This is a genomic window from Streptomyces sp. AcH 505 (genome assembly GCF_000818175.1).
Lineage (GTDB): Bacteria > Actinomycetota > Actinomycetes > Streptomycetales > Streptomycetaceae > Streptomyces.
Window position 1 is genome coordinate 4513415 of the sequence record NZ_JTIY01000001.1, and the last position, 23311, is coordinate 4536725.

Annotated in this window: 20 protein-coding genes and 1 pseudogene; 6 read left to right on the forward strand and 15 right to left on the reverse strand. The window is 70.1% G+C overall.

The features are described 5' to 3' along the window. Both HY68_RS45350 and HY68_RS20640 read right to left on the reverse strand, forming a co-directional pair. Positions 1-524: TerD family protein (locus HY68_RS45350; RefSeq protein WP_241778781.1), on the reverse strand; the 524-nt coding region annotated here is incomplete at its 3' end. Positions 525-597: 73 nt separating this feature from the next. Next, positions 598-1407: an NAD(P)-dependent oxidoreductase gene (locus tag HY68_RS20640; RefSeq protein ID WP_041990990.1), complete on the reverse strand. Its 810-nt coding sequence runs from the start codon at positions 1405-1407 to the stop codon at positions 598-600. A 251-nt stretch (positions 1408-1658) separates the two neighbouring features. Between HY68_RS20640 and HY68_RS20645 the strand changes: the two genes are divergently transcribed. Both HY68_RS20645 and HY68_RS20650 read left to right on the forward strand, forming a co-directional pair. Beyond that, positions 1659-2618, forward strand: coding sequence for a 5-dehydro-4-deoxyglucarate dehydratase (locus tag HY68_RS20645; protein WP_041990992.1), 960 nt, complete (start codon positions 1659-1661; stop codon positions 2616-2618). Beyond that, positions 2615-3799 carry a hypothetical protein gene (locus HY68_RS20650; RefSeq protein WP_041990994.1) on the forward strand — a complete coding sequence of 395 codons (1185 nt, stop codon included), beginning with the start codon at positions 2615-2617 and terminating at the stop codon, positions 3797-3799. The genes HY68_RS20645 and HY68_RS20650 overlap by 4 nt, the downstream gene beginning before the upstream one ends. Here the strand turns inward: HY68_RS20650 and HY68_RS20655 are convergent. From HY68_RS20655 to HY68_RS20680, 6 genes are all read right to left on the reverse strand, one after another. Next, a complete protein-coding gene (locus HY68_RS20655) occupies positions 3771-4964 on the reverse strand; it encodes an MFS transporter (protein ID WP_041990995.1) in 1194 nt (397 codons plus the stop codon). The genes HY68_RS20650 and HY68_RS20655 overlap by 29 nt on opposite strands. Before the next feature lie 126 nt (positions 4965-5090). Then, entirely contained in the window at positions 5091-6662 is a 1572-nt protein-coding gene (locus tag HY68_RS20660; protein ID WP_063779664.1) for a beta-1,3-glucanase family protein, read from the reverse strand. 11 nt (positions 6663-6673) lie between these two features. After that, positions 6674-9907, reverse strand: coding sequence for a glycoside hydrolase family 3 C-terminal domain-containing protein (locus tag HY68_RS20665; RefSeq protein WP_052457146.1), 3234 nt, complete (start codon positions 9905-9907; stop codon positions 6674-6676). 150 nt (positions 9908-10057) lie between these two features. Next, a complete protein-coding gene (locus HY68_RS20670; RefSeq protein ID WP_241778630.1) occupies positions 10058-12193 on the reverse strand; it encodes a discoidin domain-containing protein in 2136 nt (711 codons plus the stop codon). 189 nt (positions 12194-12382) lie between these two features. Next, positions 12383-12853: a GNAT family N-acetyltransferase gene (locus tag HY68_RS20675; RefSeq protein WP_041990996.1), complete on the reverse strand. Its 471-nt coding sequence runs from the start codon at positions 12851-12853 to the stop codon at positions 12383-12385. Then, the gene (locus HY68_RS20680; RefSeq protein ID WP_041990997.1) at positions 12853-13623 is read right to left on the reverse strand and encodes an IclR family transcriptional regulator; all 771 of its coding nucleotides are present in this window, start codon (positions 13621-13623) and stop codon (positions 12853-12855) included. The genes HY68_RS20675 and HY68_RS20680 overlap by 1 nt, the downstream gene beginning before the upstream one ends. 156 nt (positions 13624-13779) lie before the next feature. Here HY68_RS20680 and HY68_RS20685 point away from each other — a divergent pair, with 156 nt between their 5' ends. Then, a complete protein-coding gene (locus tag HY68_RS20685) occupies positions 13780-15312 on the forward strand; it encodes an aldehyde dehydrogenase (NADP(+)) (protein WP_041990998.1) in 1533 nt (510 codons plus the stop codon). 57 nt (positions 15313-15369) lie between these two features. Here the strand turns inward: HY68_RS20685 and HY68_RS46220 are convergent, their stop codons facing one another. Next, positions 15370-15738, reverse strand: a complete 369-nt coding sequence (locus HY68_RS46220) for a zinc-binding dehydrogenase (protein ID WP_078863970.1) — start codon at positions 15736-15738, stop codon at positions 15370-15372. Between HY68_RS46220 and HY68_RS20690 the strand changes: the two genes are divergently transcribed. Next, positions 15625-16269: a DsbA family oxidoreductase gene (locus HY68_RS20690; RefSeq protein WP_041990999.1), complete on the forward strand. Its 645-nt coding sequence runs from the start codon at positions 15625-15627 to the stop codon at positions 16267-16269. The two genes, HY68_RS46220 and HY68_RS20690, sit on opposite strands and share 114 nt — an antisense overlap. A gap of 82 nt (positions 16270-16351) precedes the next feature. Beyond that, entirely contained in the window at positions 16352-17401 is a 1050-nt protein-coding gene (locus HY68_RS20695) for an aminotransferase class V-fold PLP-dependent enzyme (RefSeq protein ID WP_241778631.1), read from the forward strand. On the opposite strand, the gene HY68_RS20700 is transcribed toward HY68_RS20695, so the two are convergent. Continuing rightward, complete coding sequence (locus tag HY68_RS20700; RefSeq protein WP_041991003.1) at positions 17350-17892, reverse strand: MarR family transcriptional regulator; 543 nt, start codon at positions 17890-17892, stop codon at positions 17350-17352. The genes HY68_RS20695 and HY68_RS20700 overlap by 52 nt on opposite strands. Before the next feature lie 99 nt (positions 17893-17991). On the opposite strand from HY68_RS20700, the gene HY68_RS20705 reads away from it, so the two are divergent. Further along, positions 17992-19056, forward strand: a complete 1065-nt coding sequence (locus HY68_RS20705) for an alkene reductase (RefSeq protein WP_041991006.1) — start codon at positions 17992-17994, stop codon at positions 19054-19056. A gap of 86 nt (positions 19057-19142) precedes the next feature. On the opposite strand, the gene thpD is transcribed toward HY68_RS20705, so the two are convergent. The 5 genes and pseudogenes from thpD to HY68_RS45360 all read right to left on the reverse strand — a co-directional run. Further along, the gene (thpD, locus tag HY68_RS20710; protein WP_041991008.1) at positions 19143-20039 is read right to left on the reverse strand and encodes an ectoine hydroxylase; all 897 of its coding nucleotides are present in this window, start codon (positions 20037-20039) and stop codon (positions 19143-19145) included. 4 nt (positions 20040-20043) lie between these two features. Then, entirely contained in the window at positions 20044-20442 is a 399-nt protein-coding gene (locus tag HY68_RS20715; protein WP_041991010.1) for an ectoine synthase, read from the reverse strand. A 59-nt stretch (positions 20443-20501) separates the two neighbouring features. Beyond that, complete coding sequence (ectB, locus tag HY68_RS20720; protein WP_041991012.1) at positions 20502-21770, reverse strand: diaminobutyrate--2-oxoglutarate transaminase; 1269 nt, start codon at positions 21768-21770, stop codon at positions 20502-20504. 136 nt (positions 21771-21906) lie between these two features. Continuing rightward, a complete protein-coding gene (gene ectA / locus HY68_RS20725) occupies positions 21907-22446 on the reverse strand; it encodes a diaminobutyrate acetyltransferase (protein ID WP_078863700.1) in 540 nt (179 codons plus the stop codon). Positions 22447-22778: 332 nt separating this feature from the next. Next, positions 22779-23311, reverse strand: a pseudogene (locus HY68_RS45360) (alanine--glyoxylate aminotransferase family protein); the annotation flags it as partial.

Genomic DNA, 23311 nt, shown 5'->3' on the forward strand with positions numbered 1-23311 from the left:
GCGGGGGCCGGCGGTGCGGCCTGCGCGGCCGGCTCCTCGACCGATACGCCGAAGTCCGTGGCGATACCGGCGAGCCCGTTCGCGTACCCCTGGCCGACGGCACGGACCTTCCAGGCGCCGTTGCGCAGATAGATCTCCACGATCACCAGCGCCGTCTCGGCGCCGAGCTGCGGCGGGGTGAAGGTGGCGAGCACGGTTCCATTGCCGCTGTCGCGGACGGTGGCGGTGGGCTCGATGCCCTGGAAGCTCTGGCCCGCCGCGTCCGGGCTCGCGGTGATGACGATCTTCTCGATGCCCGCCGGGACCGCGCCCGTGTCGACCACGATCGCGTCCGGCGCCGAGCCGCCGCCCGAGCGGTAGCTCACGCCGGGGCCGGCCGGCTGGTTGAAGAAGATGAAGTCGTCGTCCGAGCGCACCTTGCCGTCGGCGGTGAGCAGCAGGCCCGAGACGTCGAGCCGCACGGGCCCGGCGACATCCACCGCCACATGTGCGGTGGGAAGCGGGATGTTCGAGCCGGGGGTCATAGCTGTCATGCCAGACGTAACGAACGACCCCGCTTTGCCGTTCCCTTACTTTCGGCGCCTCGTAATCCGAACGTCAGTACGGCCATTGCGGCGGATGAGTGGTGAAGTGGCCGCCGAGGTGCGCGTGGTCGGGGTTGTCCGGGTCCAGTTCGCCCTGTTCGGCGATGAGCTTGTCCGCGTACTGCTCCGAGTCGTCCTGCGGCTCGTACCCGAGCGCCCGCGCCGTCGACAGGTCCCACCACAGCCGGGTGTTGGCCGACGAGCCGTAGACGACGGTGTGCCCGACCTGCTCGGCCGTCAGTGCGGCGTGGAACAGCCGGGCGCCGTCACCCGGGCTCATCCAGACCGAGAGCATGCGCACGGTCGTCGGCTCCAGGAAGCAGGAGCCGATCCGCACGGAGACGCTCTCCAGGCCGTGCAGGTCCCAGTAGAGCTGGGCGAGATCCTCGCCGAAGCACTTGGACAGGCCGTAGTACGTGTCCGGGCGGCGCGGCGTGTCGACGGGGATCAGCGGATCGTCGCCCTGCGGGCGGGGCGTGAAGCCGACCGCGTGGTTGCTCGACGCGTTGACCACGCGCGGGACACCGGCGGCGCGCGCCGCCTCGTACAGGTTGTACGTGCCCTCGATGTTGGAGCGCAGGATCTTGTCGAACGACGCCTCCAGGGAGATGCCGGCGAGATGGATGACCGCGTCGACCCCCTCGACGGCCTCGCGCAACGCTTCCTTGTCCGCGAGATCGGCCGTCACGGCGTCCGGCTCGCCCTCTATGGGGGTGGCGTCGAAGAGGCGGAGTTCGTAGCCGTACGCGGGCAGCAGGCCCCGCATCAGGGTGCCGAGGCCGCCTGCTGCGCCGGTGAGCAGGACGGTGCGCGGTGCTGGCATGGGGGGCGGCTCCTCGGCTGCGCGAATATGCGCTCAGATGCGTAGACGGAATTCACATGTATGGACACGCTAGGGAGGGCTGGCGAGCAGCGTCAAGTGTCGCGCGCGGGGTGCGAATCCGTCCGGGGGTTGGCCGATCCTGTCTTGACCTGCCCCGCGCGGCTGCCCTAGCGTGGTTCCGTTCAGAGATATGGACATCGATCAGAACTGTGCACGGGCTTCCGGGCTCGGCGCACGGCCAGGGAGCTTCCGTGACCACAGCCCCGCTCGCCGCTCGACTCACCCGGGTCGACGGGCCGCTGTTCTTCCCCGTCACCGCGTACGGACCGGACGGCGGCCTCGACCTCGACGTCTTCCGCGCCCATGTGAGACAGGGCGTCGAAGCGGGCGCCGCGGCCGTCTTCGCGTGCTGCGGCACCGGCGAGTTCCACGCTCTCACCCCCGACGAGTTCGGCGCCTGCGTCGCGGCGGCCGTCGAGGAGACGGCCGGGCGGGTGCCCGTCGTGGCCGGCGCCGGGTACGGCACGGCGCTCGCCGTCCAGTACGCCGAGCTCGCGGAGCGGGCCGGCGCCGACGGACTGCTCGCGATGCCGCCCTATCTGGTCGTCGCCGACCAGGAGGGCCTGCTGCGCCACTACACCGCGCTCGCCGCCGCCACCTCCCTGGAGACGATCGTCTACCAGCGCGACAACGCTGTCTTCACCCCGGAGACCGTCGTCGCGCTCTCCCGTGTCGACGGCATCATCGGCCTGAAGGACGGCGTCGGGGACCTCGACCTGATGCAGCGCATCCTCAGCGCCGTCCGCACGGCGGAGCCGGGGCGCGACTTCCTGTACTTCAACGGCCTGCCCACCGCCGAACTCACCGGCCTCGCCTACCGCGGCATCGGCGTGACGCTCTACTCGTCCGCCGTCTTCGCGTTCGCCCCCGACATCGCCCTCGCTTTCTACCGGGCGCTCGCCACCGGCGACGACACGACCGTCAACCGGCTGCTGGACTGCTTCTACGTGCCGCTGGTCGAACTGCGCAACCAGGGCCGCGGCTACGCCGTCTCGCTCGTCAAGGCGGGCGTACGGCTCGGCGGACTGGACGTCGGCGAGGTGCGGCCGCCGCTGGGCGAACCGCTGCCCGACCACGTCAAGGCGCTCTCGACGCTCGTCGAACGCGGCCGGGCGCTGCTGGAGGAGAGCCCGGCGAAGGACGGCGCGTGAAGGCCTCCGCGTTCGTCTACCCCTGGGACGTCGTGGGGGACCCGGAAGCGGCAGCGAGGATCGCCGGTCTCGGCGTCCAGCAGGTCACCCTGGCCGCCGCCTACCACTCCACCCGCGCGCTCACCCCGCGCCATCCGCGCCACCGCGTCGTCACCGCCGAGCACGCCGCCGTGCTCTACCCCGCCGACGAGACCCGCTGGGCGGGCCGCGAGCCGCGTCCGTACCCGTCGGGGGACTGGGCACCCGGCGACGCGTACGGCGAGGCGGCCGCCGCCCTCTCCGACGCCGGGCTCGACGTGCACACCTGGGTGGTGCTCGCCCACAACTCCCGCCTCGGCGCCGAACATCCGGCCACGTCCGTCGTCAACGCGTACGGCGACCGCTACCCCTGGGCGCCCTGTGTCGCGCAGCCCGCCGTCGTCCGGTACCTGGTCGATCTCGCGGCCGAGGCCGCCGTACGGCCCGGCGCGCGCGGGACCGAGCTGGAGTCCTGCGGCTGGTACGGGCTCGCGCATCTGCACGCCCACGACAAGATCGCCGGTGTCGGCCTCGGCGAAGCGGCGCAGTACCTGATGTCGCTCTGCTTCTGCGCCAGTTGCCGCGCCGGATACGCCGACCTCGACACCGACCCCGACCGGCTCGCCGCCGCCGTACGGAGCGCGCTCGAACCCGTCTGGGCCGGGGACGCCACACCCGGCGGAGCGAGCGGCAGGGCGGGCATCGAGAAGCTGATCGGCGCCGAACTCGCCGCCGTCACCCTCGACCGACGCGGCCAGGTGGCCCGGGACCTCCAGGAGCAGGCGGTCGCCGCCGTACGAGCCGCCGCGCCCCCCGGCTTCCAGGTGCTGCTGCACGCCGATCCGGCCGCGCACCACACCGGCGCCAACGCGGGCGTCGACCCGGCGCACATCCTGGCCGTCGCCGACGGGGTCGTGCTGCCCTGCACGGGCGGCGCCGCCGAGACGATGCTGACCCCCTTCGCCGCCCACGCCACCCCGTCGACCGTGCTCGCCGCCAACTTCACGGTCGTCAGCGGCATGGGCGGCAGCCCCGGCACCCTCGCCGAGGACGCGGCGCGCGCCGCGGCCCTCGGTGCGGACGAACTGCGGCTGTACCACGCGGGGCTGGCGTCGGACGCCGATCTGGAGTCCGTCAAGGCCGCGCTCTCCAGCCTGCGTTGAGCGCGAGCGCCGTCAGCAGCGCGCCCGCACCGGCCGTCGGCAGAACGGCGGTGAACGGTACGACGGTGAGCAGCCCGGCGCCGAGCGCCAGCGCCACCGCGTTCGGCGCGAACATCACCGTGCCCGCGGTGGCGGCGGTACGGCCGAGCACGGCGGGCGGGATCTCGCGCTGCACCGCCGTCATCGCCGCGATCAGCACGGCCGGCAGACCGAGTCCCACGGCCAACGACCCGGCGAGCACCGGCGCGTCGTACGGCACCGCCCGCAGCGCGAGGCCCACGGCGAACAGCGCGATCCCCGCGGCGCCGAACCGCCGCTCCGGCAGCCGCCGCAGCAGCGGCCCCGCCAACAGCCCGGTGGCCACGGAACCCGCGCCCTGCACCGCCGACAACAGCCCCAGGAACGCGGGTTCCCGGCCCAGGCCCCGGTCCACGACGGCGAAGCTCATCGCGCCGTTGAACCCGGCGAGCAGCAGGGTCAGCGCGGCGGCCAGCACGAGGGGCCGCACGGCAGGGGTGTCCCGCAGCCGCCGGACGCCCTCCGCCGTCCCGGTCAGCCAGGCACCCGGCGGCTGCCGGGCCGGCTTCTCCTCCCGGACCCGCATCAGCGCGAAGACCCCGGCGGCCAGGACGAAGGTCAGCGCGTCGAGGAGGGCGACGGCCGGACCGCCGAACCGGGTGTAGAGCCCCGCGCCCGCCAGCGGCGCGACGAGCTTCATGCCCTCGTTGGCCGTCATCCGCAGCCCGTTGAAGTCCGCGAGCAGCCGGGCGTCGACCGCCGTCGCCACCAGGGCCGCCTCGGCGGCGTCCTGGACGACCCCGGCGGCTCCGTACACGAACAGCACACCGAACACGATCCACACCCGGCCCGCCGAGTCGACGGCGAACAGCGCGGCCAGCAGGGCGGCGAGTGCGAGATTGCACCAGATCAGCAGGGGCTTCCTGGGCATCAGGTCGGCGACCGTGCCCAGCAGCGGGCCGACCAGCGTCGGCGCCCACATCGCGAAGACCGTCAGCGCCGCCAGACTGTCCGATCCGGTGAGGGACTTGACCCAGATACCGGCGGCGAGCCAGAGCGAGGACGTACCGAAGCCTGACACGACCACACCGGACAGATACAGCCCGGCATCGCGGTCCTTCAGTACGCCCCCGCCGCTCCACACCACGCCCCACCCGCTTTCCGGTCGCCGGTTCTGATCGTCAGAAGCGCACAGTGGCATCTGAGGACCGGGGCCCGGCATCGGGCGGTTGACCTACATCGGGGCGCGGGCAGGTCTTAGTTCGGGCCGGGGCTACCGGCCGTACACCTCCAGCTCCCAGAGGGAATAGCCGTACGGGGTGGCCCGCTGCGTCCCGTAGAAGCGGACGTAACGGGCGTCGGTGGCGGTGAACGTCAGATCGTCCGTGCCGCCGTCACCGCCGGTCGTGCTGTAGACGGACGTCCACGTCGAGCCGTTGGTGGACGTCTGGATCTGGTACGCCTTGCCGTACGCGGCCTCCCAGTTGAGCCGTACGCGGCTGACGGACCGCACCGAGCCCAGGTCCACCTGGAGCCACTGCGGGTCCGCGAACCCGCTCGACCAGCGGGTGCCGGCGTTGCCGTCCACCGCGGCCGACGCCGCGAAAGCGGCGCTCTCCGTGGAGGACGCGGTGGCCGGACGGCCCGTCGACAGCAGCGTCGTGGTGGGCGGCGGATCGGTGGGACCGCCAGCCCCGAACGGGGTCAGCGTCAGTGTCATGGACCGTGGCGCGTTGTCCTGGATGTACGACGCCTGGTCGCCGACGTCGTCGAACGGGAAGCCGTACGCCTTGCCGTTGACACTGTTCTCGTGCAGCACGCGCGAGAAGTGGTTGCTGATGGGCTGCCGGTAGTACTGCGCCGGATCGGTGACGGGCTGGTTGGCGTTGTCGCGCAGGGTGGAGCGGTTGAACGCCGCCCCGAGCTGCGCGGCCACCGGCCCGGAGAGCCCGTCGTTGGGCGCGCTGAGCGCGCCGTTGCAGTAGAAGACGTCCAGCGTGCTGGGCTTGGGGATGGGCGCGACGCCGTTGTTGAAGCGCAGCACCCCGCCGGAGACCCGGCCGGTGTACGTGGTGGCGTTGATCTTGACGTTCAGATCACGGCTCGCGTACGTGTCCCACACCTGGGTGATGTACGGGTCGTAGTACGTGGACGAGAAGAGACCGCCCTCGATGCCGTGGCCGGGGGCCAGCACCCGCAGCCCGTTGGCGCTGACCAGCCGGGCGAAGTCGGGCAGCGCCCTGATCGCCGAGAAGATCGCGTCACGGCCGCCCGGCTTGAGCGTGCCGGTGGTCTGGTCGGAGTTGCCGACCAGATGGATCGCCATCGGGACGCTGAACATGTCCACGAAGGTGATGTTGCAGTACATGCCGGTGCTGTTGTACGTGAACTCCATGCAGTCGTGCAGCACTTGGTAGCTCGGGTCGGTGGTGACCCAGGCCGCCGGGTACTGCAGCGCCGAGTTGCCGTTGCCGTCGGTGACCACCCGGAACTTCAGCTTCGCGCCGAGCGAGAAGTAGATCCGCCCGGACATGTACGGCAGATTGACCAGGGCGTTGCCGGAACCGCTGAACGGGATCGCCAGATCGGCGTACCCGTCGGGCCCGTTGAGCCCCGGCGAGACCGGCACCTGGACGCCGTCGGCCCGCACGTAGCACTGCTGGCCCGAGGTGTTGGTGCCGACGACATAGATCCAGATCGCCGAATTGGCGTACGAACCCGTGCTGTTGACGATGGTGATCGGCAGCGGTCCAGCCGCCGACGCCGTCGTGCTCAACGCGAAGTCCAGGGCCGGGGCGGCCGCGAGCGCGGCCGCCCATCCGAGAACGTTTCTTCTGCTGGGCATCTGACTTCCTCTCAGCTCACTGTCCATACGAAGCTCGCTCTGTCGGTGGCGCCCGTGCCGCTGTCGGTGGCTGTGACGGTGACCGTCCTCGTCCCCGGTGAGGTCGCTGTCCCGGAGATCACACCCGCCGGACTGATGGTGAGACCGGCCGGCAGACCGGTCGCTGTGAAGGTGACCGCGGCAGCCGCGGACGTGGACTTCGCGGTGACCGGCAGCCGTACCGCCCTGTCGGCGATGCTGCTCATGCCGTGCGGGTTGCTGATGGTGACGGCCTTGCCCGCGGCGCTCGCCTGACCCGTGACGGTCTTCGCGGTGAGCGTGGCGCCGACGTTGAGCGTGCCGGTCAGCGGGAGGTTCCTCGACGAGTCACCGACCGAGATCCGGTAAGCACCGGCGGCCGTGGTCCAGTTGTTCGCCGAGTCCGACCAGTACGCCAGGTCGTGCGCGGTGAGGGTGAAGCGGACCTGCTGACTCGCCCCCGGCTGGAGGTCGATCCGCTGGAACCCCTTGAGCTGCTTGGCCGGCTCGCCCGTCGACGCGGGGGCGCCCACGTACAGCTGGGCCACCTCGGCCCCCGCCCGGGAGCCGTTGTTGGTGACGGTCGCCGTCACCGTCGCGTTGCCGCTGCCGTCGGGGGCGCCGACCTGGAGCCCGGAGAAGGCGAACGACGTGTACGACAGGCCGTAGCCGAACGGGAAGAGCGGCTCGATGTTCTTGTCGTCGTACCAGCGGTACCCGACGTCAAGTCCCTCCGAGTACTGCACGTTCGACCCGTTGCCTGGCCACTGCGCCGTGGTGTGCGCGGGTACGTCCGCCAGGCTCTTGGGGAACGTGACGGGCAGCTTGCCGGAGAAGTTGGCGTCCCCGAACAGCAGCCTGGCCAGCGCGTTGCCGACCTCCTGGCCCGCGTACCAGTTCTCCACCACGCCCTTGACCGAACCGAGCCACGGCATGGTCACCGCCGAGCCGGTGTGCAGCACCACGATGGTGTTCGGGTTGGCCGCCGCGACCTGTGTGATCAGCGAGTTCTGCTGACCCGGCAGATCGATGCCGGTGAGGTCCGTGCCCTCGTTCTCGCCATAACTGGCGAAGACGATCGCGACGTTGGAACTCTTCGCGAGCGCCACCGCTGCGCCGATGTCGGTGGCGTCGTTGAACTGGACGTTCACCCCCGAGCCCGCGCGGTTCTTGATGCCGTCCAGCGGTGAGATCGTGCCCGAGCTGGTGGCGGTGGCACTGCCGCCGCCCACGGACTGCACGCCCGCGCCACCGTCGGCGCCGAGGACGGCGATGGACTTCGTCGTCGCCGTCGACAGCGGAAGGATCCCGCTGTTCTTCAGCAGCACACTGCCCTGCTCGGCGACCTGCCGGGCGGTGGCCTTGTGCGCGTCCGTGGTGACCGTGGCCGTCGGTGAACCGGTGTGCGGCTTGTCGAAGAGGCCGAACGAGAACATCTGGGTGAGCACCCGGCCCACCATGGTGTTCAGCGTCGCCTGGCTGACCTGGCCACTGGCCAGCGCCTGGGCCAGGAAGTCGGCGTAGAAGTACCCGCCGGGCATCTCGACCGTCATGCCGTTGTTGGCGGCCTTCACCGTCGAGTGGGCGCCGCCCCAGTCGCTGGTGACGAACCCGCCGAAGCCCGCCTGCTGGTACAGCGCGGTGTTCAGCAGATAGCCGCTGTCACAGTCGAAGTCACCGTTGACCGTGGCGTATCCGCACATCACCGAGGCCGCGGCGCCCTTGCTCACCACGGACTGGAAGCCCGGCAGATAGATCTCCTGGAGCGTCCGCGTGGAGACGATCGCGTTGTCCGCGGGGCCGTTGCGGTTGGTCTCCTGGTTGTAGACCGCCACATGCTTGGGCTGCGCCATCACACCCTGGCTCTGCAGCCCCTGCACATTGGACGTCGCCATCGCCGACGTCAGGTACGGGTCCTCGCTGAACGTCTCGAAGGCCCGGCCCCAGCGGGGGTCGCGCACGATGTTCAGCGTCGGGCCGAGCGCCACACCCGCGCCCTTGCCGGCGAACTCGTTCCCGGCCACGGCGCCGTACTGCTGCTCAAGGCCAGTGTCCCAGGTCGCGGCCGAAGCGACGGCCGACGGCAGCTGGGTCACGCCGCCCATCCCGTCACCGACCCCGCTCGGCCCGTCCTGGAAGCCCACGTCGGGGATGCAGAGCGAGGGGATGCCGGACAGGTTGCCGATGTACGGGGACGCGTTGCCGTTGCCGTGCAGCAGCGAGATCTTCTGCGCCTGCGTCATCTCGGCGAGCACCTGCGAAACCCGCGTCGCCACCGGGGCGTTGGAGCCCGCCCACGGGCAGTCGCCGTTACCGCCGGACGGCGGAGCCGTGCCGCCCGGCGTCAGCACGGTGAACTCCCAGAGCGAGTAGCCGTACTGGGTGGCCCGCGCCGTGCCGTACATCCGTACGTACCGGGCGGTGGCGGTGAAGCTCGCGTTCTCGGTGGAACCCGCGCCGGTGGTGGTCGAGTAGCCGGTGGTCCAGTTGGTGCCGTCGTTCGACGTCTGGATCTGGTACGCCTTCGCGTACGCGGCCTCCCAGGTCAGCTGCGCGCCGCAGATCTCGGTCGCCGCGCCCAGGTCGACCTGGAGCCACTGCGGATCGGTGGCGGCGCTGGACCAGCGGGTCGCCGCGTTGCCGTCGAAGGCGGCGCCCGCGGTGAAGCTCGCGTCCTGCACGGACGAGGCGGTGGCCGGCTTGCCGAGCGCCGCCGTCGTCGTACCGCACACGTCACTGGGCCCCGAGCCGCCGCCGTACACCTGGAACTCCCAGAGGGAGTAGCCGTACGGGGTGGAGCGCTGGGTGCCGTAGACCCGGACGTAGCGTCCGGTGCCGGCGACGGTGAGCGTCTGATTGCCGCCAGGACCGGCCGAAGTCGTGTAGATCGTGGTCCAGTTGGTGCCGTCCGTCGAGGTCTGGAGCTGGAAGGCCTTCGCCGAGGCGGTCTCCCAGTTCAGTACGACCTTGCTGATGGACTGGCTGGAGCCGAGGTCGACGCGCAGCCACTGCGGGTCGGCCGCCGCGCTCGACCAGCGGGTACCGGGGTCACCGTCGACGGCGGCGGACGCGGGGAACGCGCCGTTCTCGGTGGAGGAGGCCGTCGCCGCCTTGCCCTGCGAGAGCAGGACGGGGCCGGCGGCCGAAGCGAGTTGGGGAGCCCCGATCAGGGCCGCCACCATCAGAAAACCTATGAGGGCCGCGAGCCGCGACCTCAAGTAGGGCATGGGGGGGTGTGCCTCTCTCGTCAGCGAAGACAGTGCTTCCGACGGTGGCGCCCGCACATGACAGGAGGCCATGTGCGGGCGCCTTCACTACTTGACGGCGCGTCACCACGCCGAAACCCGTTCGTCACCTTGCTGGTTGGCGCACTTCTCTCACTGCGAGACCCGCACGTAGTCGATCAGCATCTTCTGCGGGAAGACGCTGGAGGCGTCCGGGTTTCCGGGCCAGTCACCGCCCACCGCGTTGTTGAGGATGAGGTAGAACGGGTGGTCGTAGACCCACGGGCCCCTGGTCGCCTCCACCGTCGCCTTGTCGGCGGTGAAGAACGCCTTGCCGTCGACGGAGAACGTCATGTGGCTGGCGTCCCAGTCCACGGCGTAGGTGTGGAAGGCGGAGGCGAAGTCGCTGCCCGCCACGGTGTACGGAGATCCGTAGCCGCCACCGCCGTTGTAGGCGGGCGCGTGCAGCGTGGAGTACACCGAGTCGGCGACCTTGCCGACGTGCTCCATGATGTCGATCTCACCCGAGTTCGGCCACGGAGTGCCGGACTTGAAGTTCGAGCCGAGCATCCAGAACGCGGGCCACAGACCCTGCGTGCCGCTCACCTTGATCCGCGCCTCGACGTGCCCGTAGGCGAAGTTGAAGTGGTCCGAGGTGTTGATACGGCCCGAGGTGTACGAGCCGTCGGCCTCCTTCCTCGCCTCGATGACGAGGTTGCCCGCGCCGTCCATGTTGGTGTTGTCACCGTTGGTGTAGGTCTCCAGCTCGCCGTTCTGGCCGCGGCCGGTGTCCTGCGTCCACTTGCCCGTGTCGGGCTTGGTGCCGGCGGCGCCGTTGAACTCGTCGCTCCACACCAGCTTCGGCGGGTTGTTGGGCGCCGGCGGCGCGGCGGGCGGCGCTGTCGGGTTGCCGCCCGTGCCGAACACGTCGAAGTCCCACAGCGAGTAGCCGTAGCCGTTGCTGCGCGCGGTGCCGTACATCCGCACGTAGCGGCCGTTGCCGTCGACGTTCAGGGTCTGCTTGAAGCCCTTGCCGGTCGTCGTGGAGTAGATGCTGGTCCAGTTGTTGCCGTCGGCCGACGTCTGGATCTGGAAGGCCGTCGCGTACGCCGGGTCCCACTGGAGGACGACCTGTGTGATGTGCGCGGTGGCGCCCAGGTCGACACTGATCCAGCCGGGGTCGACCCAGCCGTTGCTGTCACTGGTGGCCCAGCGGGTGGCCGGGTCGTGGTCGAACGCCTTGGCCGGGGTGCAGCCGACGCAGCTGTTGGCGTCCTGGTACGTCGACGCGGTGGCCGGCTTGTTGTACGACAGCAGCTTGGAGTCGCCGGGCGGGTCCGTCGGACCGCCCGGGTCGGTGCCACCGCCGCCGGTGGTGAAGACCTGGAACTCCCAGAGGGAGACGCCGTACTGGGTCGCACGGGCCGTGGTGTACACCCGGATGTAGCGGCCGGTGCCGGTGAGCGTGATCAGCTCGGTGGCGCCGGCGCCCGTGGTGGTGTTGTGCAGCGTCGTCCAGTTGGTGCCGTCGGTGGAGGACTGGATCTGGTACGCGGTGGCGTACGCCGCCTCCCAGCTCAGCTGGACCCCGCAGATGGACTGGCTGGAGCCGAGGTCGACCCGCAGCCATTGCGGGTCGCCGGGCGCGCTGGACCAGCGGGTGCCCGCGTTGCCGTCGACGGCCGACGTGGCCGGCGTACCGGCGTTCTCGGTCGACGAGGCGGTGGCGGGCTTGTTGAGCGCCGCGTTGGTCGTGCTGCAGCCGGCGCCGCTCGACCCGGTGCCGCCGTAGACCTGGAACTCCCAGAGGGAGTAGCCGTAGGCGGTGGCGCGCTGGGTGCCCGTCAGGCGCACGTAGCGGCCCGAACCGGTCACGTTCAGCGTCTGGTTGCCGCCGGTGGCCGTGGTGGTCGAGTAGATGCTCGTCCAGTTGGTGCCGTCGGTCGACGTCTGGATCTGGAACGCCTTGGCGTACGCGGCCTCCCAGTTGAGCGTGACCTGGGAGATGGACGAGGTGGCACCCAGGTCCACCTGGATCCACTGCGGATCGGCGGCCGCGCTGGACCAGCGGGTCCCCGCGTTGCCGTCGACCGCGGCGGAGGCGGGGGTGCCGGCGTTCTCGACGGACGACGACGTCGCCGTCTTGCCCTGCGAGAGCAGGGTGCCCGCCGCCTTGGCGGGGGTGTTTCCGTTCAGGGCGAGAGCCAGGCTCGCGAGGACAGCGACGACCACGGCCAGGATCAGGGATCTTCTGCCGTTGGTCATCGAGAGGGGGGAACTGCTCTGCATGGCGTCTCCTAGTGGTCGCCAAATCCCGAGAGAGCGCTCTCTGGGTGAGCAGATGATTGCGGCGTTGTTGCCGACACGTCAAGAAGTTGAACGCGATCCGCCGGAACTCGCACAGCGGACCGCGACACGACGTCAACTATTGAAGGGCGGGGGAGAGTTGCCCGCGCTCACGCTTCCGGGCTCGCGCGCTCACCCTTCGAGGGTGAGGATCAGCTCCTCGATCTCCTCGCCGCGCCCCATGGCGAAGTCGCGGTTGCTGCCGGTGACTTCGAAGCCGCACTTGAGCATGACCCGCAGCGAGCCCGCGTTGTCGGCGGCCGTCCTGCCGAACATCGGCCGCTCGGGGACCAGTTCGAGCAGTTCGCGCAGCGCGGCGCTGGCGATGCCCCGGCCCCAGTGCGCCTTGTCGATCCAGTACGTCACCTCGCGCTCACCCGGCGGCCCGTACACCGCCGCGTTCCCCACCACCTCGCCGTCGGCCAGCACGGTGCGCAGCACATCGGCCGAGGCGAGGATCTTGGCCCAGTGGGCGTCGAAGCGCTCGCGGTCCGAGGGGTCGGCGGGGGTGAAGGCGGCCATCCTGTTGGCCTCGGGGTCCTGCGTCATGGTGAAGAACAGCGGCAGGTCCGCCGCCTCGACCTCGCGCAGTGTGACGTCCATCAGAGCCTCCGGGTGGCGAGCGTGAGCCGGTCGCGGGCGTCGAACAAGGTGTCCTTGATCATCTGCTCATGGCCGGGGGTGAGCCGCGCCACCGGTACGGAACAGCTGATCGCGTCGCGCGCGGGCGTGCGGTAGGGGATCGCGATGCCGAAGCAGCGCAGGCCCAGGGTGTTCTCCTCGCGGTCCACCGCGTACCCCTGCTCCCGAACCGTACGCAGCTCCTCGATCAGCTTCTCCCGGTCGGTGATCGTGTGCTCGGTGAGCCCGGCCAGCGTCTCCGGGAGCATTTTGCGCACCTGCTCGTCGCTGTGGGTGGCGAGCAGCGCCTTTCCCAGCGAGGTGGAATGGGCGGGCAGCCGGCGGCCGACCCGGGTGAAAGGGCGCAGATAATGCTGCGACTGGCGGGTCGCGAGATAGACGACATTCGTGCCGTCGAGCCGCGCCAGGTGGATCGTCTCCGTCGTGTCGTCCGAGAGCCGGTCCAGGGTGGGCCGGGCCGCGGCGACGACCTCGTCACCGTCGATGTACGAGGTACCGACCAGCAGTGCGCGCACCCCGATGCCGTAGCGTGTGCCTGTCGCGTCCGTCTCCACCCAGCCCAGCTCGACCAGGGTGCGCAACAGCATGTAGAGGCTGGATTTCGGATATCCGACGGCCTCCTGGACGGCGGCGAGCGAGTGCATACCGGGGCTGCCGGCGAAGTATTCGAGCAACTCGACCGTCCGTACCGCGGACTTGACTTGTGCCCCACCGGATTCCACAGCCGACATCGTCGTTCGCCCCTTCTTGACCACCCTTGGCCGCCCTTGACCCCGCAGAACGGCCGGAAATAGAGTTCTCACAGATTCACCATCAGGAATCTTGTTCAGAATACCGAACAAAACCTGCTGGATGGCAGAGGTCCGAAAGCCAGGAAGGAAGCCGCGGTGGCAGCATCACCAGTCTGGAGTGTCGACCCCCGAACGGGGAAGCCACGGGAACAGGTCGCCGACGAGGCGACCTCCGAGGAGGTCGACCGCGCGGTGCGCAGAGCGTACGCCGCCAGGCCGGCGCTCGCCGACCGCACCGTCCGGGCGGCGCTGCTGCGTACGACGGCCGATCTGCTCGACGCGACGAGCGAGCACGCGATCGAGGCGGCCGACGCCGAGACCGCACTGGGTCCCGTCCGGCTCACCGGTGAACTCGCCCGCACCAGCGCGCAGTTGAGGGCCTTCGCCGATGTGGTCGACGAGGGCGCCTTCCTGGACATCCGGATCGACCACGCCGACGCGACCCGCACCCCGCCCTGGCCGGACCTGCGCCGCTGGAAGGTGCCGCTCGGTGTCGTCGCCGTCTACGCGGCGAGCAACTTCCCGTTCGCCTTCTCCGTCCCCGGCGGTGACACCGCGAGCGCGCTCGCCGCGGGCTGCCCCGTCGTCGTCAAGGCGCACCCCGACCACCCGGCGACCTCCGAGATCTGCGCCTCCGTGCTGCGCAGGGCGGCGGTCCAGGTCGGCCTGCCCGAGGACATCGTGATCCTCGTGCACGGCTTCGACGCGGGCGTGGAGCTGGTCAAGCACCCGCTGGTCAGCGCCGCGGGCTTCACCGGTTCCGTACGGGGCGGCCGGGCGCTGTTCGACGCGGCGGCGGCGCGGCCCGAGCCGATCCCCTTCCACGGCGAGCTGGGCTCCCTCAACCCCGTCGTGATCACCGCTTCGGCGGCGGCCGAGCGCGCCGAGCAGATCGGCGCGGGACTCGCCGGGTCGATGACCCTGGGCGAGGGGCAGTTCTGCACCAAGCCCGGTTTCGTGCTGGCCCCCGCGGGCGAGGCGGGGGACCGGCTGCTCGAATCGCTGACGAAGGCGGTCAGCGAGACCGAGCCGGGTGTGATGCTCGACCACCGGATGCGCGACGCCTTCGTCGCCGGCGTCAGCGAGCGGGCCGGGCTGCCCGGTGTCGAGGCCCCGATCACCCCCGGAGCCGGCGGCGAACACACCGTCAGCGCCGGCTTCCTCACCCTCCCCGCCGACCTGCTCACCGAGCCGGGCGAGCACGACCTGCTGCTGGAGGAGTGCTTCGGCCCGGTCGCGGTCGTCGCCCGCTACACCTCGACCGCCGAGATCACCGCCGTACTGGACCGGCTCCCCGGCAATCTCACGGCGACGCTCCAACTGAGCGAGGCCGAGGGCGCGGGCACCGAGGAGGGCGCGGCCGAACTGCTGGCCGAGCTGACCCCGTTGGCGGGCCGCGTCCTGGTCAACGGCTGGCCGACCGGGGTCGCCGTCGCCCCCGCCCAGCAGCACGGCGGGCCCTACCCGGCGACGACGTCCACCTCGACCTCGGTCGGCGCCACGGCGATCGAGCGCTGGCTGCGCCCGGTCTCGTACCAGTCGACCCCGCCGGCGCTGCTCCCGCCCGAGCTGCGCGACGAGAACGAACTGGGCCTGCCGCGCCGCGTGGACGACCGCCCGGAGCACTGAGGTTCGCCAGGGGAGCGCTGAGGTCCCCCCGGGCTTGAGTGGTGACCGTGCGGATGGTCAGTGCCGCACGGTCACCACGATCTTGCCGGTGTGGGTGTTCGACTCCATCAGCCGATGGGCGTCCCCGATCCGGTCGAGTCCTTCGAACACCTCGCCGGTGACGGGCCGCAGCGAGCCCGCGCCGGTGGGGAATGAGTCCGTGTGTTCCGGGTGTTCCCGTAGCGGCGGAGGGGGCCTTCGCTGCGTGCGGTGATCGTCGGAGTGCGAAGGGTGACCGTGCGGCTTCCCGGGACTGTGGAGAGAAGCGGAATCATGCGCGTCGAGATCTGGAGCGACATCGCCTGCCCTTGGTGCTACATCGGCAAGGCGCGCTTCGAGAAGGGGCTTGCGGCCTTTGCCCACCGGGATGACGTGGAGGTCGTGCACCGGGCCTTCGAGCTTGATCCGAAGGCCGAGAGCGACGCCGGTCTGGTGGTCGACCTGATCGCGAAGAAGTTCGGCCGGAGCAAGGAGGAGGCGCGGTCCATGGAGGAGCACGTTGCCTCCAACGCGCGCTCCGAGGGGCTCGGCTACCGGATCGACGGGCGGGACGCCGGGAACACCTTCGACATTCACCGGCTGGTGCAGTTCGCCAAGGCGCGTGGCAAGCAGGACGAGTTCCTGAGCCTGGCCTTCCGGACCAACTTCGCCGAGGAGCGGTCCGTCTACGACCACGACATCCTGGTGGAGATCGCGGTCGAGGCCGGGCTCGACGCGGAGGAGGCACGCAAGGTGCTCGCCGATCCCGACGCGTACGCCGACGAGGTACGGGCCGACGAGCGCGAGGCTGCCGAACTCGGCGCGAACGGGGTGCCGTTCTTCGTGCTCGACCGTAAGTACGGCGTCTCGGGCGGCCAGCCGGCCGAGCTGTTCACCCAGGCCCTGGAGCAGGCGTGGGAGGCCCGCGCGCACTCATAAGCGCTGCTACGGGGTGCTGTTCAGGGATTCGAGATTGACTCCGCGGCGGCCACGATCGCAGGGTGGAGTCATGGATCTCGACATGGACACCCTGTGTGGCGACGAGTTCGCGCCGGAGCTGACCTATCTGAACACGTCCAAGACGGGCCTGCTGCCGCGCAGGGCCGTCGCGGCCATTCAGGCACTCGCCGAGGAGAAGGCGGCCGGGCGGGCGACCGGGGGTGACACCGGGTTCGAGGTGGTCGACGCGGCGCGGGCGTCCTTCGGGCGGCTCGTGGGCGTGTCCGAAGGACGTGTCGCCGTCGGCAGTTCGGTCGCCGTGCACACCGCGGTGATCGCGGCCTCGCTGCCGCCGGGCGCCGAAGTCCTCGTTCCCGAAGGGGAGTTCAGCTCACTCGTCAACCCGTTCGTCGTCCGTGACGAGCTGCGGACACGGTATGTGCCGCTGGAGAAGCTGGCGCAGTCGATCCGGCCGGACACCGCTCTCGTGGCCTTCTCGGCGGTCCAGTCGGCCGACGGCAGGAGCGCGGACCTCGCCGCCGTACGGGAAGCGGCGGCGGCGCACGGCGCCAGGACGCTCGTGGACACCACCCAGTCGGCCGGCTGGCTGCCGCTCAACGCGGGGACGTTCGACTACACCGTCACCGCCGGCTACAAGTTCCTGCTCTGCCCGCACGGCACCGCGTTCCTCACGGTGACGGAAGAGGCGCAGCGGGAGCTGCGGCCGATTCACGCGGGGTGGGTCGCCGGCGAGGACCCGTGGGTGAGCACGTACGGCCCGATCGGCGAACTGGCCCACTCGGCACGCCGGTTCGACGAGCCGATGGCCTTCCTCGCCTACCACGGGGCCGAGCAGTCCCTGGCGCTGCTGGAGAAGGTCGGGATCGAAGCGCTGCACACGCACGGCACCGCGCTGGCGGACCGCTTCCGGGCAGGTCTTGGCCGGCTCGGCCTGCCGCCCGTGGACAGCGACTCGGTGGTCGTGGCCGTCCCCGGTCTCGGCCACCGCGAGCCGGACCTGCGCGCCGCGGGGGTCGATGTCTCCGTACGCGCGGGCAATCTGCGCGTGTCCTTCCACCTCTACAACTCGGCCGCCGACGTCGACAGGGCGCTGGACGTCCTGGCCGGCTGATCCGACGGGCAGTCCTGCGCGGCGGTGCAGAGATTGCCCTCGACCTTCGCCAGCAGCCTGCCCAGTTCGCTGCGCTCGGCCGCGTCGAGCCCCGCCAGGGTCCGCTCCTCCAGGCGCGACCAGGCAGCCTCGACCGCCGGGCGCAGCGCGCAGCCGTCCTCCGTCGCCTCGACCAGGACGGCGCGCCGGTCGACCGGGTCGGGGTGACGGCGCACATGACCGGTCTGTTCGAGGCGTTGCAGCATCTTCGTGACCGTCGAAGGATCCAGCTCCATCGTCCTGATCAGCTCGGACTGGCGGACGGGGCCCGCCTCCCACAACAGCTTCATCAGCAGTTCCTGGCCCGGGTAGAGGCCCGTGCAGCGCAGCAGCTTGCCCGCCGTCGCGCGGTGCAGCCGGGCCACCCGGGAGAGCGCGTCGCTCAGCGGGCCGCCGCTGGTGGCGGCGGGGAGGAGCGGCGTATCCGGACAGGCAGGGTCGTCGGAGGTCATGGGCCGAGCCTAACTTGGTCGCCCAAGGAATGCGTTAGGGTGACACGCGGTTGATTACTTGGCCGACCATATATCTGTGAGCCCTCAGGGAGAGCTTTTATGACCACCGCGTTCGACCCGATCGACCTCTCGGGTACGCAGCTCGCCAACCGCATCGCCATGGCCCCCATGACCCGCAGCCGCTCGTACGGCCCGAGTCATGTGCCGACCGATGCCGTGGCCGAGTACTACGCGCAGCGCGCGTCCGCCGGTCTGATCATCACGGAGGGGATCCAGCCCTCCGTGATCGGCCAGGGCTACCCGGACACCCCGGGGCTGCACAGCGAGGAGCAGATAGCGGGCTGGCGCAAGGTCACCGACGCCGTACACGCCAAGGGCGGCAAGATCTTCGCGCAGATCATGCACGCGGGCCGGATCGGCCACCCCGACCTGCTGCCCGACGGTCTGATCCCGGTCAGCGCCTCCGCCGTCGCCGCCCAGGGCAAGGTCTATCTGCACGACGGCCCCAAGGACCTCGTCACCCCGCACGAGCTGACGGCGGACGAGGTGCGCGGGACGATCGCCGACTTCGTCTCCGCCGCCCGCAACGCGATCGAGGCAGGATTCGACGGGGTCGAGCTGCACGGCGCCAACGGCTATCTGATCCACCAGTTCCTGGCCCCCGGCAGCAACCACCGCACCGACGAGTGGGGCGGCTCCGTCGAGGGCCGTATCCGGTTCGCCGTCGAGGTCGCCCGCGCCGTCGCCGCCGAGATCGGCGCCGCGCGCACCGCGATCCGGCTGTCGCCCGGCAACCCCCTCAACGACATCACCGAGCCCGACCCCGACGAGACGTACATCGCGCTCGTGCGGGAGCTGGAGCCGATCGGTCTCGGCTATGTGCACCTCGTCGAGAACACTCGCGATCTGACGCTCACCCTGCGCAAGTCGTTCTCCGGAACGCTCATCCTCAACGCCAAGACCGAAGGGCCCACCAGCCCGGACGAGTTGGTGCTGATCGAGGACGGCGTCGCCGACCTCATCTCGTACGGCGTGCTGTTCCTCGCCAACCCGGACCTGCCCGCGCGGCTCAAGGCCGGCGGTCCGTACAACGCCGCCGACTCGGCCTCCTTCTTCGGCGGCGACGAGAAGGGCTTCACCGACTACCCGGCGCTGACCGGCTGACAACCCGAAGCCCGACCGCACACCGAAGGCGCGGGACCGGTCGTGACGACCGGTCCCGCGCCTTCGTGACAGCGGCTCCCGTTACCTCAGCGCACCGGCGTGAAGTCCCGCGCCCCGATGAAGTCCGGCCGCGGCACCGGCGCCGCGAACGGCTCCTGCGCCGTGTTCTCCACGCTGTTGAACACGATGAAGACGTTGCTGCGCGCGTACGGCGTGATGTTGTCACCCGAGCCGTGCATGCAGTTGCAGTCGAACCAGGTGGCCGAGCCCTCCTTGCCGGTGAAGAGCTTGATGCCGTGCGCGTCGGCCATCGTCGTCAGCGCCTCGTGCGACGGCGTGCCGGCGTCCTGCATCTGCAGCGACTGCTTGTAGTTGTCCTTGGGCGTCTCGCCCGCGCAGCCCAGGAACGACTTGTGCGACCCCGGCATGATCATCAGACCGCCGTTGGTCTCGAAGTTCTCGGTCAGCGCGATCGAGACCGACACGGCCCGCATGTTCGGCAGGCCGTCCTCGGCGTGCCAGGTCTCGAAGTCCGAGTGCCAGTAGAACCCGGAGGCGCCGAAGCCCGGCTTGACGTTGACCCGCGACTGGTGGACGTAGACGTCCGAGCCGAGGATCTGCCGGGCCCTGCCGACGACCCGCTCGTCGCGTACGAGCCCGGCGAAGATCTCGCTGATGCGGTGGATCTCGAAGACGGAGCGCACGTTCTGCGTCTTGGGCTCCACGATCGAGCGCTCGTCGGCCCGTACCTTCGGGTCGTTGATGAGCCGCTCCAGCTCGGTGCGGTACAGCGCGACCTCGTCGGGGCCGATCAGCTGCTCGACGCTGAGGAAGCCGTCCCGCTCGAACGAGCCCAGTTCCGCGGGCTCGATCGGTCCCGGTGCGTCGGGGGCGCCCCAGACGACGGGGTCCTGGCGGGGGGTGGTCAGCTCGGTGGCCCCACGGGTGGGGTAGAGGTCGGTACGTACGGGTGCGGTGGTCATATGGTCAGCCCTCCTCGGTGATCAGCGGGTAGACGCCGTTCTCGTCGTGCTCCTCCCGCCCGGTCACCGGCGGGTTGAACACGCAGATGGAGCGGAAGTCGGTCTTCGGCCGGACGGTGTGGCGCTCGTGTCCGTTCAGCAGGTACATCGTGCCGGGCGTGATCCAGTGGACCTCGCCGGTCTCGTCGTCGGTGACCTCGGCCTCGCCCTCCACGCACAGGACCGCCTCGATGTGGTTGGCGTACCACATGGACGTCTCCGTGCCCGCGTACATGACGGTCTCGTGGAGCGAGAAGCCGACCTTCTCCTTGGCAAGCACGATGCGCTTGCTCTCCCAGGTGCCCGACGCGGCCACGATGTGCCGGTCGGTGTTCTCGACATCCTTGAACGATCGGACGATCACGGTGTGTTCGTGCCTTTCTCTTCTGTGAATCCCCTGGCCGGGCCGTGCGACAGGCGCGCTTACGCCGTTTCGCGTACGGCGCGCTCCAGCGTCCGCAGGCCCTCGTCCAGCTCGTCGGGCGTGACGGTGAGCGGCGGAAGCAGCTTCACCACCTCGCTCTGCGGGCCTGAGGTCTCCAGCAGCAGGCCGAGCTTGAAGGCGCGGGCGCAGACGGCGGACGCCCGGCTCTTGTGGGCGAACTCCAGGCCCCAGACCAGGCCGCGGCCCCGGAATTCGACGGTCTCCTCGGCGTTCTCGGCGCAGATCGCGGCCAGCGCCTGCTCGACCTGCTCACCGCGGGCGATGGTCTGCTTCTCCATCTGCCCGTCGGCCCAGTAGGTGTTGAGCGCGGCGGCCGCCGTGACGAAGGCCGGGTTGTTGCCGCGGAACGTGCCGTTGTGCTCGCCCGGCTCCCAGATGTCCAGCTCCGGGTTGAACAGGCAGAGCGACATAGGAAGCCCGTACCCGCTGATGGACTTCGAAAGCGTCACGATGTCCGGTGTGATGCCCGCCTCCTCGAAGGAGAAGAAGGCACCGGTACGGCCGCAGCCCATCTGGATGTCGTCGACGATCAGCAGCATGTCCTGCCGTTGGCACAGGGCGGCCAGCTCACGCAGCCACTCGGGGCGCGCGACATTGATGCCGCCCTCGCCCTGGACCGTCTCGACGATCACGGCGGCCGGCTTGTTCAGCCCGGAGCCCTGGTCCTCCAGCAGCCGCTCGAACCAGAGGAAGTCGGGGGTCCGGTCGTCCAGGTAGTGGTCGAACGGCATCGGCGTGCCGTGCACCAGCGGGATCCCGGCCCCCGCCCGCTTGAACGCGTTGCCGGTGACGGCGAGCGAGCCGAGCGACATGCCGTGGAAGGCGTTGGTGAACGAGACGATCGACTCGCGGCCCTTGACCTTGCGGGCCAGCTTCAGCGCCGACTCGACCGCGTTGGTGCCGGTCGGGCCGGGGAACATGACCTTGTACGGGAGGTCGCGCGGGCGCAGCACCACGTTCTGGAACGACTCCAGAAAGGCCCGTTTGGCGGTCGTCGCCATGTCGAGGCCGTGCGTGATGCCGTCCCGTTCGATGTAGTCGATGAGCGCCCGTTTGAGTACCGGGTTGTTGTGGCCGTAGTTGAGTGATCCGGCGCCGGCGAAGAAGTCGAGGTAGCTATGACCGTCCTCGTCGGTGAGTCGGCTGCCCTGCGCGCGGTCGAACACGGCGGGCCAGCCGCGGCAGTAGCTGCGCACCTCGGACTCAAGGGTCTCGAAGACGCTCAGGGCGGGCGGGGTGATGGTCACAGGAGTCTCCTGCCGATGGGGTGAACGGAGAGTGAGGGAAGTCGGAGCGAACGCGCCCGGTGGTGGTCGGGCGGGCGCGGGGCATGGCTCGGTGCGGTCCTGGTCACACAGGGTCACAGGTGACCGGAACCGCGGCTCAGAACGAGAGGGGACCGATGCGGTAGAGCACCTCGGGCTGGTGTCCCTCGTCGGGGAACATCCCGCCGTGGAAGAGCACCTCCCGGTCCAGGATCGCGTCGTGGCGCGCCGCGTAGGCCGTGAACATCCGGTCCGAAGCGGTGTTGTCGGGGGTCACGGTCGTCTCGATCGAAGTGATTCCCAGCTCCCTGGCGACCCGGCCGGTGAGCTCGTCCAGGAGGGTCCCCGCCAGTCCCTTGCCCCGGTGGGCCGCGTCCACGGCGACCTGCCAGATGACGAGGATCTTGGGCCGTTCGGGCCGGATGTATCCGGTGACGAAGGCGACGGGGTCTCCGCCGTCGTCGCGGGCGACGACGGACGTGGTGGCGAAGTCACGACACCACAGCAAGTAGCTGTACGAGGAGTTGAGGTCGAGGACCTCGGAGTCGCGGGCGATGCGCCAGAGCGCGGCTCCGTCCTCCACTCGTGGGGTGTCGATCCCGAAGGAATGGGCGAATTCGCTGCTGGCACCTGCAAGGTCTGCTTGTGCGGGGGTCATGCAGATTTAATTTACCTAGCAAATTCAAAAGATGCATCGTCGCCAGGGGTTGGGCGAACGCCGTCGTTGTGTTAACGCACGGGGTCCACCACCGGGGTCCGCTGGTGGCAGGTTGGGGTAATTTAGTCGGACATGCCTGGTCAGAACGGTCCTACCTGTGGACTCGGTCACATATGGGTAACGCCCGCGAGACATGTCCGAAACCCGCTGATCATCCTGTTGAAACTTTAGCGTTTAAGAGAATGAAAAGCGGGCAGAAGAATACGGGAAACTGCGCAGGGTAAAACACCTTCCGGTATTCGCACTTTAACGCGTTCTTTAATTGCAGGATGCTACCGCCACATATCGGCGACCGCATCCGCTGCGGCTTTCCTGTCCACGTCGGCGCCCGCCTCGGCGAGCGCGGCGCCCAGCGCGTCGAGACAGGACAGCACGGTCTCCCGGGTGGCGTCAGGACCGTAGTGGTTGACCCGGATCATCTCCCCGGCCAGCGCGCCGCCGCCCGCGACGACCGGCAGCGCGGGACCGGCCGCCAGGACCTTCCCCACCAGCTCGGCCGCGTCCACTCCCGCAGGGGTACGCAGCGTCGTGGCCACCGGCGCCGCGGCGGCCGGATCGCGTACGTACGGGGCGAGGCCGCCGCCCAGCGCCAGCGTGCCCGCGCGGGTCGCGGCCGCCGCGAGCGCGTGCCGGGCGGTCACCGTGTCGAGCCCCGCGGCCTCGATCCGCTCCAGGCTCGCTTCGAGCGCCAGCATCTCCAGCTGCGCCGGCGCGTGCGGCAGGGCCTTGCGGCCGGTGTCGATCCACCGCTCCTTCCAGTCCAGCAGCGACAGGTACGAGCGGCGCGGCGCCTGCGGATTGGCGG